Origin of the sequence: Pseudomonas sp. (genome assembly GCF_036387035.1) — a bacterium.
Lineage (GTDB): Bacteria > Pseudomonadota > Gammaproteobacteria > Pseudomonadales > Pseudomonadaceae > Aquipseudomonas.
In genome coordinates, this window is the sequence record NZ_DASVUM010000095.1 from 1 (window position 1) to 13,249 (window position 13,249).

At 61.0% G+C, this 13,249-nt stretch carries 15 protein-coding genes and 1 tRNA gene; 6 read left to right on the forward strand and 10 right to left on the reverse strand.

Features of this window, described 5'->3' with window-relative positions:
* Positions 1–73 precede the first annotated feature (73 nt).
* Positions 74–346, forward strand: a complete 273-nt coding sequence (locus VF672_RS08920; RefSeq protein WP_331103883.1) for a BrnT family toxin — start codon at positions 74–76, stop codon at positions 344–346.
* Positions 306–587, forward strand: a complete 282-nt coding sequence (locus tag VF672_RS08925; protein WP_331103764.1) for a BrnA antitoxin family protein — start codon at positions 306–308, stop codon at positions 585–587. Before VF672_RS08920 ends, VF672_RS08925 begins: the two co-directional genes overlap by 41 nt.
* 13 nt (positions 588–600) lie before the next feature.
* On the opposite strand, the gene VF672_RS08930 is transcribed toward VF672_RS08925, so the two are convergent.
* From VF672_RS08930 to VF672_RS08950, 5 genes are all read right to left on the reverse strand, one after another.
* Complete coding sequence (locus tag VF672_RS08930; protein ID WP_331103766.1) at positions 601–1,251, reverse strand: HD domain-containing protein; 651 nt, start codon at positions 1,249–1,251, stop codon at positions 601–603.
* A 129-nt stretch (positions 1,252–1,380) separates the two neighbouring features.
* Positions 1,381–2,268, reverse strand: coding sequence for a metal ABC transporter substrate-binding protein (locus VF672_RS08935; RefSeq protein ID WP_331103768.1), 888 nt, complete (start codon positions 2,266–2,268; stop codon positions 1,381–1,383).
* Positions 2,269–2,295: 27 nt separating this feature from the next.
* Entirely contained in the window at positions 2,296–3,117 is an 822-nt protein-coding gene (locus VF672_RS08940) for a metal ABC transporter permease (protein ID WP_414705586.1), read from the reverse strand.
* Between the two features lie 44 nt (positions 3,118–3,161).
* The gene (aztA, locus tag VF672_RS08945) at positions 3,162–3,914 is read right to left on the reverse strand and encodes a zinc ABC transporter ATP-binding protein AztA (RefSeq protein WP_331103772.1); all 753 of its coding nucleotides are present in this window, start codon (positions 3,912–3,914) and stop codon (positions 3,162–3,164) included.
* A complete protein-coding gene (locus VF672_RS08950) occupies positions 3,911–4,048 on the reverse strand; it encodes a hypothetical protein (RefSeq protein WP_331103774.1) in 138 nt (45 codons plus the stop codon). The genes aztA and VF672_RS08950 overlap by 4 nt, the downstream gene beginning before the upstream one ends.
* A 182-nt stretch (positions 4,049–4,230) precedes the next feature.
* Between VF672_RS08950 and VF672_RS08955 the strand changes: the two genes are divergently transcribed.
* The gene (locus VF672_RS08955) at positions 4,231–4,839 is read left to right on the forward strand and encodes a flavin reductase family protein (protein ID WP_331103777.1); all 609 of its coding nucleotides are present in this window, start codon (positions 4,231–4,233) and stop codon (positions 4,837–4,839) included.
* Between the two features lie 96 nt (positions 4,840–4,935).
* Here VF672_RS08955 and VF672_RS08960 read toward each other — a convergent pair whose 3' ends face one another.
* Both VF672_RS08960 and VF672_RS08965 read right to left on the reverse strand, forming a co-directional pair.
* A complete protein-coding gene (locus tag VF672_RS08960) occupies positions 4,936–6,516 on the reverse strand; it encodes an aldehyde dehydrogenase (NADP(+)) (RefSeq protein WP_331103779.1) in 1,581 nt (526 codons plus the stop codon).
* Between the two features lie 149 nt (positions 6,517–6,665).
* Positions 6,666–7,370 carry a hypothetical protein gene (locus tag VF672_RS08965; RefSeq protein ID WP_331103781.1) on the reverse strand — a complete coding sequence of 235 codons (705 nt, stop codon included), beginning with the start codon at positions 7,368–7,370 and terminating at the stop codon, positions 6,666–6,668.
* Positions 7,371–7,560: 190 nt separating this feature from the next.
* Between VF672_RS08965 and VF672_RS08970 the strand changes: the two genes are divergently transcribed.
* Positions 7,561–7,905, forward strand: a complete 345-nt coding sequence (locus tag VF672_RS08970; protein WP_331103783.1) for a hypothetical protein — start codon at positions 7,561–7,563, stop codon at positions 7,903–7,905.
* A 106-nt stretch (positions 7,906–8,011) separates the two neighbouring features.
* On the opposite strand, the gene VF672_RS08975 is transcribed toward VF672_RS08970, so the two are convergent.
* A tRNA-Met gene (locus tag VF672_RS08975) sits at positions 8,012–8,088 on the reverse strand.
* Between the two features lie 1,796 nt (positions 8,089–9,884).
* Between VF672_RS08975 and VF672_RS24570 the strand changes: the two genes are divergently transcribed.
* Both VF672_RS24570 and VF672_RS08985 read left to right on the forward strand, forming a co-directional pair.
* A complete protein-coding gene (locus tag VF672_RS24570; protein ID WP_414705587.1) occupies positions 9,885–10,577 on the forward strand; it encodes a methyl-accepting chemotaxis protein in 693 nt (230 codons plus the stop codon).
* Between the two features lie 159 nt (positions 10,578–10,736).
* Positions 10,737–11,393, forward strand: coding sequence for a class I SAM-dependent methyltransferase (locus VF672_RS08985; RefSeq protein ID WP_331103787.1), 657 nt, complete (start codon positions 10,737–10,739; stop codon positions 11,391–11,393).
* A gap of 120 nt (positions 11,394–11,513) precedes the next feature.
* Here the strand turns inward: VF672_RS08985 and ychF are convergent, their stop codons facing one another.
* Both ychF and pth read right to left on the reverse strand, forming a co-directional pair.
* A complete protein-coding gene (gene ychF / locus VF672_RS08990) occupies positions 11,514–12,614 on the reverse strand; it encodes a redox-regulated ATPase YchF (protein ID WP_331103789.1) in 1,101 nt (366 codons plus the stop codon).
* 21 nt (positions 12,615–12,635) lie between these two features.
* Positions 12,636–13,220: an aminoacyl-tRNA hydrolase gene (gene pth / locus VF672_RS08995; RefSeq protein ID WP_331103791.1), complete on the reverse strand. Its 585-nt coding sequence runs from the start codon at positions 13,218–13,220 to the stop codon at positions 12,636–12,638.
* Positions 13,221–13,249: the final 29 nt, after the last annotated feature.

The following is a 13,249-nucleotide window of genomic DNA, read 5'->3' on the forward strand; positions in this document are numbered from 1 at the left end:
CGCTGATTGTGGGATACGTCTTTGCAAGTCTCGGCGGCCTTGTTGCGTTATTTTCTGTACATACAATAATTCAATGCAGATAATCTTCGACATCGCAAAATGCGACATCACCCTTCTAAAGCGTGGCCTCGACTTTAGGGATGCCGGCCTGGTATTCGCCGGCAGGCATTTGACCCACGAAGATTGCCGGCAGGACTACGGGGAAACCCGATATATCACGGTTGGTGTGTTGTCAGAGCGTATGGTGGTCCTGGTCTGGACACCGCGCGGCGCGGCTCGCCGTATCATTTCCATGAGAAAAGCCAATGAGCGTGAACAAACCCTCTACCGGCATCGACTGGGTTGATCCCGACGATGCACCCGAGTTGTCAGATACATACTTCGATCATGCTGATGAATACATGGGAGAACAACTGGTCAAGCGTGGCCGACCTCGTGCGGTTCTTCTGCGAGAGCGGATTACCATTCGCCTGGAGCACGACGTGGTGGAGCAATTCCGGGCTTCAGGACCAGGTTGGCAAACGCGTATGAATGCTGCGCTGGTCGACTGGCTAAAAACCCATGAGCCATCCGAAATAGCGCTATGACCTTCAAGGCATCCTAAGCACCAATCTCCTCCATAAACTCCCGCAAAAACCGCTCTGCCCGCGTGTGCCTGATGTGCGCCATGTGCCGGCCTGTCGCCGTTTGAAAACCTTGCGCCAGGGTGAAAATCTTGGTTTTGAAGTGGTCAGCGGCGAAGCGTTTGTCGTCCAGTGCACGCTCTTTCGCATGCGGATCGGCAGGGTCGTAGAGGTGGCTGCCCATGCGCCCGGATACGTAGAACAGCCGCGCCACGCCGACCATGCCGAGGGCGTCGAGGCGGTCAGCGTCCTGCAGGATTTTTGCTTCCAGCGTGAGGGGTGCGATGTTGGCTGAATAACTGTGGGACTCGACGGCGTGGGCCACCGCCTGGGTGCGCTCCTCGTCCCAGCCCATTGCTGCGAGCAGCTCCGTCGCTTTTGCCGCCGCCAGCCGCGAGGCACTTGAGCGAAAGGGCGAATTCTTTTCCACGGAAACGCAGTCGTGCAGCAGGGTCGCGGCGAGCAGAATCTGATGATCGCCGCCCTCGGTGTCGCGAATGGCGCAGACATTGCTCCAGACCCGATGCAGGTGGGAAACGTCGTGCGAGCCGTCGAGCCGCTCGGCCACGGTGTGGGGAATCAAGAGGTCGGCGAGCGACTGAAAAGGGGCGAAGGAGAGGGCGGTCATGGATCATCCTGTCGATGTCGGCGGACGGTGCGCCAGCATACAGATTGACCCGCGCCTTTGCTGCCGGTTCGCCGACCCCTGCCACGCCTGTTGTGCGGCAGAGGCCAGTTGAACCGTCGCGACGTTGATTTACTGGCCCTTCATCGCCGCCGTCAGCTTGTCCACGTTGTAGCGAAACATCGTCACGTAGGTCGCCGCCGGGCCATCTGCGGGTGACAGCGATTCCACATACAGCTCGCCGCCCGGGTGCGCGCCGCTCGCTTTGGCGATCTGCTGCACGAGGCGCGGGTCGCCCGAGTTTTCGAAGAAGTAGGCACTGACGTGCTCTTGCTTGATCTGATTGATCAGCTTGCCGACGTCGGCGGCCGACGCTTCGGTTTCAGTGGAAAACCCCAGTGGCGACAGAAAGGTCACGCCATAGGCATCGCCGAAATAGCCGAAGGCATCGTGGGATGTCAGCACTTTGCGCTGTGCGACCGGGATGGCGCCGATTTGCGTACGGGCGTAGGCGTCCATGTCCTGCAGTTGAGCAATGTATCTCTCACCGTTGGCTTTATAGTCGGCGGCGTTGTCCGGGTCGGCTTTCTGCAGTGCCTTGATGATGTTTCTGACGTAAACGATGCCGTTTACCGCGCTGTTCCAGGCATGAGGGTCGGTGATCTTCTTGCCGTCTTCTTCCATGCTGCGGGTCATGATTCCGTCCGACAGCACGATCGGCTGGCCCTTGTAGCCAGAGGCGGTGATCAGTCGGTCCAGCCAGCCTTCCAGGTGCAAACCGCTGACAAACACCACGTCCGCTTTTTTCAATGCCTGGGCGTCATTGGGGGTCGGCTCGTAGACGTGAGGGTCGCCGTTGGGCCCGATGAGTGAGGTTACGTGCACATGATCGCCGCCGACGTTGTGCACCATGTCGGCGATGACGGTGAACGATGCGACGGTCTCCAGGGTTTTTGCCTGGGCGAAGTTGGCCAGGCCCGACAACGCCAGCGCGGCGGTCAGAAGCGTAGAACGTTTCATGATGGTTTCCTTGCGGTAAGAGAACGGTCAGCCGGAGAGATCAACCCTCGGGAACAGCCGGCGCAGAAAGCCGCTGCGTCCAAAGAACAGTGAGAAGCCATAGAAGGCGCTGGCGGTTAGCACGATGGCCGGGCCGGAAGCAACGCTGGCGTGGTAGGAAACAATCAAGCCGATGAAGCCCGAAAGTGTGGCCACCACGGTCGAAATCACGATCATGCCGGTGAGCGAGCGCGCCCAGAACCGCGCAACTGTGGCGGGCAGCATCATCATGCCGACGGCCATCAGCGTGCCCAGCGCCTGAAACCCTGCGACGAGGTTGAGCACCACCAGCAGCAGAAACAGCACGTGGTACAGCGAGCCGCGACCGCCCACCGCGCGCAGGAAACCCGGGTCGAAGCACTCGAGTATCAGCGGACGGTAGATCAACGCGAGCAGAATCAGGGTGAACGAGGCGATGCCGCCGACCATGAAAATCGCCTGATCGTCGATCGCCAGAATGGTGCCGAACAGGACGTGAAGCAGATCGACGTTGGAGCCGTGCAGGGAAACGATCAGCACGCCGGCGGCCAACGACGTCAGGTAAAAGCTGGCAAAGCTGGCGTCTTCACGCAGCGTGGTATAGCGGCTCACCAACCCTGAGAGCAATGCCACGGCGAGGCCTGCGATCAGGCCGCCAAAGCCCATCGCTGGTAGCGACAAGCCGGCAAACAGAAACCCCACCGCAGCGCCTGGCAACACCGCGTGGCTCATGGCGTCGCCCACCAGGCTCATGCGCCGAAGCATCAGCAGCACGCCAACCGGGCCGGAACCGATGCCCAGTGCCAGGCACGCCACCAAGGCGCGGCGCATGAAACCGAAGTCGGCGAATGGCTGGATCAACAGGTTATAGACCGTCACAGCGTTTGCTCCGCATCGGCGTCGCACGGCTGTGCGTCAGGGTTCCAGTGCTCGGCCATGTTCTTGGCGCGGCGCAGGTTGTCGTCGCTGAGGATGTCTGCTGTGTCGCCCCAGGCGATGATTTCTCTGGCCAGCAACAGCGTGCTCGGGAAATGCTGGCGTACCTGCTCGATGTCATGCAGCACCGCGATCACCGTTCGGCCCTGGCCATGCCAGGTGCGGATCAACTGCAGCAAGTCGCGCGTGGTTCGCGCATCGATGGCAGTGAACGGCTCGTCGAGCAAAATCACCGAAGCGTCTTGTAATAACAGCCGGGCGAACAGTACGCGCTGAAACTGACCGGACGACAACGAACTGATGCTGCGTTGCTCGAACCCCGTCAAACCGACGGCCGTCAGCGCTTCCTGCGCCTGCTGTGCGTGCTGTCGCGAGGCGCCCCGGAATGCCCCGATGCTGCGCCAGGCGCCCATCATGACGGTATCGGCCACGCTGAGCGGAAAGCTGCGGTCGATCTCGGCGGCTTGCGGCAGATAGCCAATGTGCCGCGTTGCCAACTGATTGCGCTCGACGCGCCCGACAGCAGGCTTGAGCGTGCCGGCGATGGCTTTGATGAGTGTGGATTTACCGGCACCGTTGGGGCCGACGATCGCTGTCAGGCTGCCCGCCGCGAATCGGCCGTTCGCGTGGTGCACCGCCGGCCTGCGCTCGTAGGTCAGGGTCAGGTCGTGGAGGTCGATGGCGGCACTCATGGAATCGCCACTGCCCAGGCAACGCCGATCCACAACAGCACCAGCACGGCGAGGGAAATCAATACGCGCTTGCCGGCGGACTGGGCCAGCGCGGAGGTCGCAAGGGTAGGAGAGAGCCGGGAGTTGCGTTTCACAAGAAAGGACTGCCTGAAATGCTTTGTTATAGTATTACATCACCTTTCATTGCATCTGCAAAGCTCGAATTGGAGGGAGTTCAGGCGGGCGACAGTTTTCAGGGCGCTGCGCAGGGTGGCGTTTCCCCGGCGCGATAAACCCTGTAGTTTTTCATCACTTTCTCGTAGCCAGGATGATTTCCATGACCGCTTCACACCGGCGTCCGGTACCCCTCGCCAAATGCTATCGCCTGCTCAACCACGGCCCGACTGTGCTGATCAGCGCAGCCCATGAGGGGAAACGCAACATCATGGCGGCGGCGTGGGCGATGCCAATGGACTTCCAGCCGCCCAAAGTCACCGTCGTGCTGGATAAGGGCGTGTGGACGCGGCAGTTGCTTGAAGGCTCCGGCTCGTTCGTGATCAACGTGCCGACCCTCAGCCAGCTCGATATCGTCGAAACGGTCGGCTCGACCTCAGGGCTGGACATCTCTCAAGAGCAGGGCCTGGATAAATTCACGGCCTACGGCTTGCAAACCTTTGCGGGGTCGCACGTCGAGGCGCCGCTGTTGGAAGGCTGTGCAGGCTGGCTGGAGTGCCGTTTGATTCCGGAGCCTCACAATCAGAGCGCCCATGATCTGTTCATCGGCGAAGTGGTCGCGGCGTGGGCGGACGAACGCGTGTTCTCCGAAGGCCACTGGCATTTCGAGGGGCAGGACGCGCTGCGCACCCTTCACCATGTGGCGGGCGGGCATTTCCTGGTCATCGGTGATGGCGTGGATGGCAAGGTGTTGCAGCGATCCGCTGACTGAGCCCATCCCGGCAGAACAAGACCGCGCCCCTGATGGAAGGGGCGCGGCGTGACAGCTTGAGCCGTCGGGCTTGCGCACGACGGGCATCTACAGAGCTCAGCTCTTAGACAGTTCGCCGTTGACCAAGCGCCAGGTTTTCAGCGGATTGCTGGCTTTCAACGCGGGCGGCAACAACGAGTCCGGCACGTTCTGGTAGCAGACAGGGCGCAGAAAGCGATCAATGGCCGTCGCGCCCACGGAGGTGCTTCGGCTATCGGAAGTCGCCGGGTACGGCCCGCCATGCACCATCGAATGACTCACCTCGACGCCGGTCGGGAAGTCGTTGAACAGGATCCGTCCCGCCTTGCGTTCAAGGACCGGCAGCAGCGCCTGAGCGGTGGCCTCGTCGCCGTCGTCGAATTGCAGCGTCACCGTCAGTTGACCGTCAAAACTGGCAGCGACTTTCTGCAGATCCGCGACGTCAGTGCAAACGATGAGCAAGGCGCTCGGCCCGAAGTTTTCGTCTTCCAGTGCGGGGTTGGCGAGGAAGGTGGCCGAGTCGGTGCGAAAGAAAGCCGGGCGGGCCTGGAACGAACCTTCGGCCTCCTGACCTTCCGCCACCAGCGTCACCCCTGGCGCGTTGTGCAGGTTTTTCAGACCGTTGCAGTAAGCGCCATGAATATTCGGCGTCAGCATGGTGGTCGGAAGTTTTTCAGACAACGCCTTGGCCGATGCGGACACGAATGTTTCCAGCGCGTCGCTTTCCAGCGCCAGGAGGATGCCGGGGTTGGTGCAGAATTGCCCCGCGCCCATGATCAGCGATTCGACAAAGCCCTTGGCGATGGTTTCGGCGCGAGCCAGCAAGGCGGCGGGCAGCAGGAACACTGGATTGATGCTGCTCATCTCCGCATACACCGGAATCGGAACCGGACGCGCCTGGGCAGCTGCCACCAGGGCAAGACCGCCACGACGCGAGCCAGTGAAGCCCACGGCCTGGATCAACGGGTGAGTGACCAGCGCCTGGCCGACGGCGATGTCCTTGTCGATCAGCAACGAGAACACGCCTTCCGGCATGCCGGTGTCGCGCGCCGCTTTTTGAATCACGCGTCCCACCAGTTCGCTGGTGCCCAGATGCGCCGGGTGTGCCTTGACGATGACCGGGCAACCGGCTGCCAGCGCCGAGGCGGTATCACCGCCAGCGACCGAGAAAGCGAGGGGAAAGTTGCTTGCGCCAAAGACCGCCACCGGGCCGAGGCCGATACGCCGCAGGCGCAGATCAGCGCGCGGCAGTGGCTGGCGCTCTGGTAGGGCGGTATCGACTACAGCGCCGTGCCAACGTCCGTCGCGCAGCAGGTTGGCAAACAGTTTGAGCTGGTTGACCGTGCGCATCCGCTCGCCTTCGAGGCGCGCCTTGGGCAGACCGCTTTCAATATGGACCCGCTCAGTGAGGACATCACCCAGACCCAGAAGGCCCTGAGCGATGGCGTCCAGAAAGCCGGCGCGCTGCTCGTCACTCAGTTGCCGATAGCTGTCGAATGACGCTTCGGCCAGCTCGCACGCAGTATTAACGTCATCCAGCGTGCTGGCGCCAAACGAAGGGGTCAGCGGTTCACCCGTAGCGGCGGCGAGGGCGAATACCTCTCCGGCCTGGCCCCGCACAGCGCGTTGTCCGATGATCGTTTCACCAAGAATCTGCATTGCTCAACACCTCTCGAAGGCGGTGACTCAGGCGGCACCGCTGTGGCCAGCCACTGAGGTTACATCATGGCGGTGCGATCGCCACCGGTCCTGATGTTGAGCGTCCTGCTGGCCCGGTGCAAAGTTACTGCGCCAGCCCGCAGCCGGACTTATTGTTGAACGGCGCTGAACCCTTCGAATGCCGTTTGCTGCTGGATCGCGCTGACAATGTTCTTGCGCGTGGCCGGCTGTTGGTTGCCGTCCTTGTCCACGAACACCTCGCTCTGCAGCTCGGCCTCATCGCCTTCGCCGACGAACGAGAATCCGAGGAATTCGAACGCTTCGCGGTCAGCGCTGGCTTTCGAGCGCGGTGTGCGCAGCGGCAGGGTGACGCTGGAGCCGTCCTTGCTGATGATGAAAACCTCTGCTTCCTTCTTCGGCCGCGCGGCTTTGCTCTTGCCACCGCTCGGGTTGCTGACAGCTTGATGGGTCTGGTTCAGAACCTTCAACGCCAGGCTGTAGACGAGTTCCTGAAAGCTGGGGTCGTCTTTGTAGCTGGAGAGAATCCGACTGATCGGAAACTTCGCGCTCAGGTCTTCGAGCGCGGCCATGTCGGCGGCCTCTGCGTCCTTTAGTTGTTTTAGCTGACCCATGAGCTCGTAGGCCTGGTCGTCATCGAATCGGTCATGCGCGGCGCGTATCGCCAGGCGCAGGTCACGAATCTGGTCGCTTTCCTTGGCGCTCTGGAAAGCGTCGAGCACCATCTCACTAATGGTTTTGGCTTGCGGCACATGCTGGGAAAGGTTGATGGCTTCTTCGTAGGCTTGCTTCGACGACACGGCGTTTGCCGCCGGGTCGGTATGGGAATCAGACATTGAACATCCACTGCTTCGTTAACTGGGGTTTGAGGCGCTAAGCGCTCGGGGGCGTTTCGAGGGGCGTAATCTATTGGACGAGGGCGCGGTTGTCACGGACTGCCGCTTGTGCCCGACCACAGGGCGACATCCAGCCATCCCGTCGCCTGCGCGCTACGCTATGAGTTTTCCGACCCACAGGCGCAAGGTCATGCGAAAAATCTGGGCGCGTTACATCGATTTGCTGGAACACGACCTCAGCACGCAAATCTTCGACAACATCAAAAACCTGCTGGTGTGCGCATTGCTGTTCGCCGCGGGCACCAGTGCACTGAGGGCTGATTACCAACAGTTCATCGGCGTACTGGTGGCCGGCGCGACCGGATGGGGGCTGATTGGCGTGTCGGCCGTGCTGATGTTCCTGAACGTCAGCGACGGCATTCGCAGGCTCGGCAAGCTGCGGTATCACGTGGCGATCCAGGTTGTGGTGTCGCTCGTTTATTTGATGATTGCTGCGAGACTGGTGGAAGTAGTCTGGGCGTTTCGGGCTGCGTGAGAGTGCATCAACACAGCAGGTTAGAGGCGTTTGCGAGGTAGATCCGGATAAAACCTGAACGCCAGAAACAACAAAGCCCGCACAAGGCGGGCTTCGTTGAGGTACTTGGTGGCTACACAGGGACTTGAACCCCGGACCCCAGCATTATGAATGCTATGCTCTAACCAACTGAGCTATGTAGCCAAGTGGCGCGCATTATTCGCTCAGACGGGGTATGTGTCAAGCGTCTCTTTGAAAAAATTTATCCATCTGATCAACTGCTTAGCGGCTCGGCTCCTCCTGTCTCCTTCTCCCCGCACCGCGGTGACAGTTTTCGCACCCGCGCTGAGTCCTTTCGCCCCACTTTCGCGCACTCACCGTGCACCGTCCTCGGTCTTATGCCCGCTTTGATGGCTTCGTGCTATCGGTCCATTTCTTGCTTATGCCTGCCGCAAGGCTGCCGCTATAGAGAGAGGGCGGGGCGCAAAGTCGATAGGCCCAATCGCGTAGGTTGTTCAAAGATGGGGCAGTTATCGTTTCAAAACAGATACAAGGCATTTTGCCTGTAAGCATGTAAGGCAGCGCTGCGGTGATCATGCATCGAGCAGCGGTTTGTCGGTGAGGAGTAGTCGGCTATGCAAAGTCTTTTGTCGCCAGGAATCCGGCTGCTGGGGCGTCTCGGGTTTGCACGCAAGTTTCAGGTGCTGTTCTTTCTGTTCATTTTGCCGCTCGCAGGCAGCCTGTGGATGATCGGCCAGGATTACCGCAGCAAGCTGGCGGTGATCGCTCAGGAACAGGCTGGCGTGCGCCAGCTCGATGCGCTCGACGCGCTGGATGTCCAGTTGACGGCCCAGCGTAACCGCGCCGCACGCTGGAAGGCAGCCGATATTCTTCACGATCCGACCCCGGCTGCGAAGGCCGCCATGAGCGCGTTGGATGCTGCCAACCCGGAGCTGACCCGGTCACTGGGGTCTCTCGGCGATGAGCTCAAGGCACAGAATGCCAGCGCGGAGATCATGACCCGATATCAAGCGCTGCAGGCCTCGGTCAAAGGAATGGATTCTGGGTCCCTGCGCACGGTCGGCTGGTGGCCGGATGGGTACGACCGTTTCACCTCCGCCCTCACAGCACTGCAGAGTCTGCGTGAACAGATCGCCATGGACAGCGGCTTGATCCTCGACCCCTGGCTCGAAACCTACTTGTTGATGCAGATCGCCACGCAGCAGGCGCCGGACCTTGTCGAGCGGGTAGGGCGGATGGCGAGCATCGGTCAGTCGTCGATTGCTTCCGGGCAGTTCTCGTTGCAGAGCCGTCTTCAGATGCGCGACCTGCGCAGCCGTATCGGCGATGCGCGCGAGCAACTGGTCAAAGCGGTGGGCTCGCTGAAAGCCAAGGCTTATCCAGGCATGGAGGTCTGGACGCGTCAGTACGAAGACAGCCTTCAACGGCTCGATACGGAACTGAAAGTGCTCGACGATGGCGTGTTCGGTGGCAGCATCAAGCTCGACCCGGCGGCCTTCGAGCGCAGCGTCGACAGCGTCAATGAAGGCCTGGCGGCGCTGCGTAAGCAGTCACTGACCTCGCTCAACGACCGGCTTGATTATTACCACGATCAGGCCATCCGGCAGTTCGTTCCGGTGGCGGCGATTTTCAGCATTCTGGCTTTGGCCGCGCTCTATCTTTTCATCTGTCTCCAAACGTCTATTCAGCGCAGTGCGAAGGGCATCACCACCCTGGCCGAGTCGCTGCGTGACGGTAATTTATGCGTCGAGGTCGCCGTCGAAGGGCGTGACGAACTTGCCGCCATCAGCACCGCGCTCAACGTCGCGGTGGTGCAGCTGCGCACCAGTCTGTTGGGCGTGAACCACGAAACTCAGCAACTGGGCTCTGCGGTGCAGACCCTCAACGCGCAATCTGGCAGCACGCTCCACGAAGTGGAGGATCAGCAACAGCAAATCAGCCAGATCGCGGCGGCCGCCACCGAGCTCGCTGCAACGTCGATGGGCGTCGCCCGCAGCTGTGAAGCCGCCTCCGGCAGCGCGCAGGCGACCCGCCGCATTGCCGAGGACAGCAGCCGCGACAGCCAGCGCACCACGGCGAGCATTCAGCAGCTGAACCAGAAGCTCACTGACACCGCCAATGCGCTAGGCAAAGTCAGCGAGCAGGGACAACAGATTCAGTCCGTGGTGGACACCATTCGCGGCATTGCCGAACAGACCAACCTGCTTGCACTCAACGCGGCCATCGAAGCGGCCCGTGCCGGAGAACAGGGGCGTGGTTTCGCCGTGGTCGCTGACGAAGTCCGCAGTTTGTCGCAGCGGACCCAAGCGTCGACCGCACAAATTGCCGGCACCGTGGACAGCCTGCGCTCTACAGTCAGCCAGGCCGTGATCCTGATGGAAGCGGCCTGCGGCCAGGCAGTGAGTGATGCGCAATCGGTGACCGGGCTGGGTGAGCGGCTGGAAGAGATCGCCAGCGCTGTGCAGATCGTTACCGACACGCTGGCGCAGATCGCCACGGCGGTTGAAGAACAGGCCGCGACGGCGGATGAGGTCAGCGGCAACATTCAGCAGGTGGATCAAGCTGCTGGCCGCTTGCTGGACGGTGCGCGCGCCGTGAATCACGCCGCTGACACCCTGAGCGCAGGCAGCCGGGCCTTGAGCGACAACACCGCGAGATTCCAGCTGGGATAAACCTCACGGGCATGGCATGAGAGCAATCCGTGCGCAATCGACGTGCACGTCGTCCTCATGCATATGCGTGCGGCGTGGGTTGAAGACGTAGGCCGGGCGACGTATAAGATTCGTCGCCTTCTCATCGTCTTCTGATGCCTATCGCCGTAGGGGATTTCCATGACTGACAGCAGCGCCGCGGGTACGGCGGTTTATTCGCCCCTCACGCTAGGGTTGTACGACGCATGGGTGCTGGGCATTTCCAATCGGTATGCATGGCGCTGCCCGACCGATGACGTGCTGTTGCCGTTCTTCCGCGAGAACGTTCGTGGACGTCATCTGGATATCGGTGTCGGCACCGGTTATTACCTGGCGAAAGCGAAGCTGCCGCCTGACACCCGAATTACCCTGATGGATCTCAACCCCAGCAGCCTGGCCGCCGCCAAGCGCAGGATCGGCCGGCCCAACACCCGCACCCTTCAGCATGACGTGATGACGCCCATCCCCGGCAACGAGCGTTTCGACTCGATATCACTGTTTTACCTGCTGCATTGCCTGCCTGGTCCGCTGGACGCCAAATCGGCGATCTTCGCTCACCTCAAGCACAACCTGAACCCGGACGGCGTATTGTTCGGCGCGACGATCCTGGGAGATGAGGCGGGCCACAACGGCTTCGGGCGCAGGCTGATGGCGGTTTACAACAAGAAAGACATTTTCGGAAACAGCCAGGACTCGCAGGCTGGTTTCGACGCGCATTTGCGGCAGCACTTTCGCGATGTAACGCTCAAGCGAGAAGGCGTCGTTTTGCTGTTCCGCGCAGCGCAGCCGATTGTCTGAGGCGGGCTGATCAGGCTGTTTTGCGCAAGGACGTACTCGCCGAAAGCACAAAGCCCACGGATCACCGAGTGATGCGCGGGCTTTGAAGCTTAACGGGCTGTGTGGAAGTCCACGCGGGCGTTAGACGTTGAAACGGAAGTGCAGAACGTCGCCATCCTTGACGATGTAGTCCTTGCCTTCCAGGCGCCATTTGCCTGCTTCCTTGGCACCGGCTTCGCCCTTGTACTGTATGAAGTCGTTGTAGGCGATGCACTCGGCGCGGATGAAGCCTTTTTCGAAATCAGTGTGGATCACGCCAGCAGCCTGTGGCGCGGTGGCGCCGACACGGACGGTCCACGCTCGAACTTCTTCAACACCGGCGGTGAAATAGGTCTGCAGGTGCAGCATCTCGTAGCCGGCGCGGATGACGCGGTTCAGGCCAGGTTCTTCAAGGCCCAGCGCCTCCAGGAACATGTCCTTTTCTTCACCGTCGTCGAGCTCGGCGATTTCCGCTTCGATCTTGTTGCAGACCGGTACCAGCATCGCACCTTCTTCTTCGGCGATGGCGCGAACCACGTCCAGGTGCGGGTTGTTCTCGAAGCCGTCTTCAGCGACGTTCGCGATGTACATGACCGGTTTGGTGGTCAGCAGATGGAAGCCCTTGATGACGGCTTTCTCATCGGCGCTCATGCTCTTCATCAGGCTGCGCGCAGGCTTGCCCAGTGTGAAGTGGGCGATGAGTTGCTCCAGCAGGCCTTTCTGGACCACTGCGTCCTTGTCGCCGCCCTTGGCGTTGCGCGCGACTTTCTGCAGTTGCTTCTCGCAGCTGTCGAGGTCAGCGAAAATCAGCTCCAGGTCGATGATCTCGATGTCGCGTTTCGGGTCGACGCTGTTGGAGACGTGAATCACGTTCTCGTCTTCGAAGCAGCGCACGACGTGGGCGATGGCGTCGGTTTCGCGGATGTTGGCCAGAAACTTGTTGCCCAGGCCTTCACCTTTGGAGGCACCGGCGACCAGACCTGCAATGTCCACGAATTCCATCGTCGTCGGCAGAATGCGCTTGGGATTGACGATGTCGGCCAGCGCTTGCAGGCGCGGGTCCGGCATTGGCACGATGCCGGTATTCGGCTCGATGGTGCAGAAGGGAAAGTTCTCCGCCGCGATACCGGATTTGGTCAGGGCGTTGAACAGGGTGGACTTGCCGACGTTGGGCAGGCCGACGATGCCGCAGTTGAATCCCATGGTGTTTCCCCTCGAGTGATGTCAGGCCTTCTGGCTGTGCAGGACGCGCATCGCCTTGGCGAAGTCGCCGGCGATTACATCCGGCAGCACGCCGAGGACAAAGTCGATGCTGGCGTCCAGTTTTTCCTGCTCGGCGCGTGGCGCACGACCCAGGACGAAATTGGACACCAGACTGGCGTCGCCCGGGTGGCCGATGCCAAGCCGCAGGCGGTGGAAGCCGTTCTGGTTGCCGAGCTGCGCAATGATGTCGCGCAGCCCGTTATGCCCGCCGTGCCCGCCACCCAGTTTGAGTTTGGCGACGCCCGGAGGCAGGTCGAGTTCGTCGTGGGCCACCAGAATGGCTTGCGGAGGAATCCGGAAGAAACCCGCCAGCGCCGCAACGGATTGACCGCTTCGGTTCATGTATGTGGTGGGAATCAGCAGACGAACGTCTTGGCCCTGATGACTGAATTTAGCCGTCAGGCCGAAATACTTGCGGTCAGCGGTCAGATTGACGCGCTGGGCGCTGGCAATACGCTCAACGAAAAGAGCCCCTGCGTTATGCCGGGTCTGTTCGTATTCGGGGCCTGGATTTCCCAGGCCGACGATCAGTTGGATGGCGGTCACGTCAGGGGCTCTTCCTTGGGTCGAGGGTG

Excerpts from the sequence above, each read along its gene's own strand:
- VF672_RS08920 (WP_331103883.1), top strand. The coding sequence starts at position 74 with ATGCAGATAATCTTCGACATCGCAAAATGCGACATCACCCTTCTAAAG.
- VF672_RS08925 (WP_331103764.1), top strand. The coding sequence starts at position 306 with ATGAGCGTGAACAAACCCTCTACCGGCATCGACTGGGTTGATCCCGAC.
- VF672_RS08930 (WP_331103766.1), bottom strand. The coding sequence starts at position 1,251 with ATGACCGCCCTCTCCTTCGCCCCTTTTCAGTCGCTCGCCGACCTCTTG.
- VF672_RS08935 (WP_331103768.1), bottom strand. The coding sequence starts at position 2,268 with ATGAAACGTTCTACGCTTCTGACCGCCGCGCTGGCGTTGTCGGGCCTG.
- VF672_RS08940 (WP_414705586.1), bottom strand. The coding sequence starts at position 3,117 with ATGCGCCGCGCCTTGGTGGCGTGCCTGGCACTGGGCATCGGTTCCGGC.
- aztA (WP_331103772.1), bottom strand. The coding sequence starts at position 3,914 with ATGAGTGCCGCCATCGACCTCCACGACCTGACCCTGACCTACGAGCGC.
- VF672_RS08955 (WP_331103777.1), top strand. The coding sequence starts at position 4,231 with ATGACCGCTTCACACCGGCGTCCGGTACCCCTCGCCAAATGCTATCGC.
- VF672_RS08960 (WP_331103779.1), bottom strand. The coding sequence starts at position 6,516 with ATGCAGATTCTTGGTGAAACGATCATCGGACAACGCGCTGTGCGGGGC.
- VF672_RS08965 (WP_331103781.1), bottom strand. The coding sequence starts at position 7,370 with ATGTCTGATTCCCATACCGACCCGGCGGCAAACGCCGTGTCGTCGAAG.
- VF672_RS08970 (WP_331103783.1), top strand. The coding sequence starts at position 7,561 with ATGCGAAAAATCTGGGCGCGTTACATCGATTTGCTGGAACACGACCTC.
- VF672_RS24570 (WP_414705587.1), top strand. The coding sequence starts at position 9,885 with ATGGGCGTCGCCCGCAGCTGTGAAGCCGCCTCCGGCAGCGCGCAGGCG.
- VF672_RS08985 (WP_331103787.1), top strand. The coding sequence starts at position 10,737 with ATGACTGACAGCAGCGCCGCGGGTACGGCGGTTTATTCGCCCCTCACG.
- ychF (WP_331103789.1), bottom strand. The coding sequence starts at position 12,614 with ATGGGATTCAACTGCGGCATCGTCGGCCTGCCCAACGTCGGCAAGTCC.